The organism is Synechococcus sp. R3-13, assembly GCF_047462195.1.
GTDB lineage: Bacteria > Cyanobacteriota > Cyanobacteriia > Thermostichales > Thermostichaceae > Thermostichus.
In genome coordinates this window covers 3666-3980 of the sequence record NZ_JANSIO010000499.1, presented here as the reverse complement: position 1 = coordinate 3980, position 315 = coordinate 3666, and the positions used below count along the sequence as shown (strand labels likewise).

At 63.5% G+C, this 315-nt stretch carries 1 pseudogene; it reads right to left on the bottom strand.

Annotated features, from left to right (window positions below):
• Nucleotides 1-248 (bottom strand): annotated as a pseudogene (locus NW856_RS13805) (lysine--tRNA ligase); the annotation flags it as partial.
• Nucleotides 249-315 lie beyond the last annotated feature (67 nt).

Below are 315 nucleotides of genomic sequence, written 5' to 3'. Positions count from 1 at the left end.
TGAAGGGTAAAGAAAGCCAGCTTGCCCATGACCCGCCGCGCCCGGATCCGCCCGGCCACCGCCACCTGCACATCCTCCCGCTCGCCGCCGGGCTCTAGGTCGGCAAATTGCTCCTGCAGCTCGGCAGCCAGATGGGTAACAGGAAAAGAATAGGCATAGGGCGGGATCCCTTGTTCCCGCAGGTGTTGGGCTTTTTCCAATCGGGCGGCCCGTTGGGCGGCTTCGCTGCTGCTGGGGAGGGTAGACATGGCGGTGGATAGGCAATGGACAATGGAAGCCCCGTTAGGGACGGGATTTTTCAGGCTGCCGGCGGTG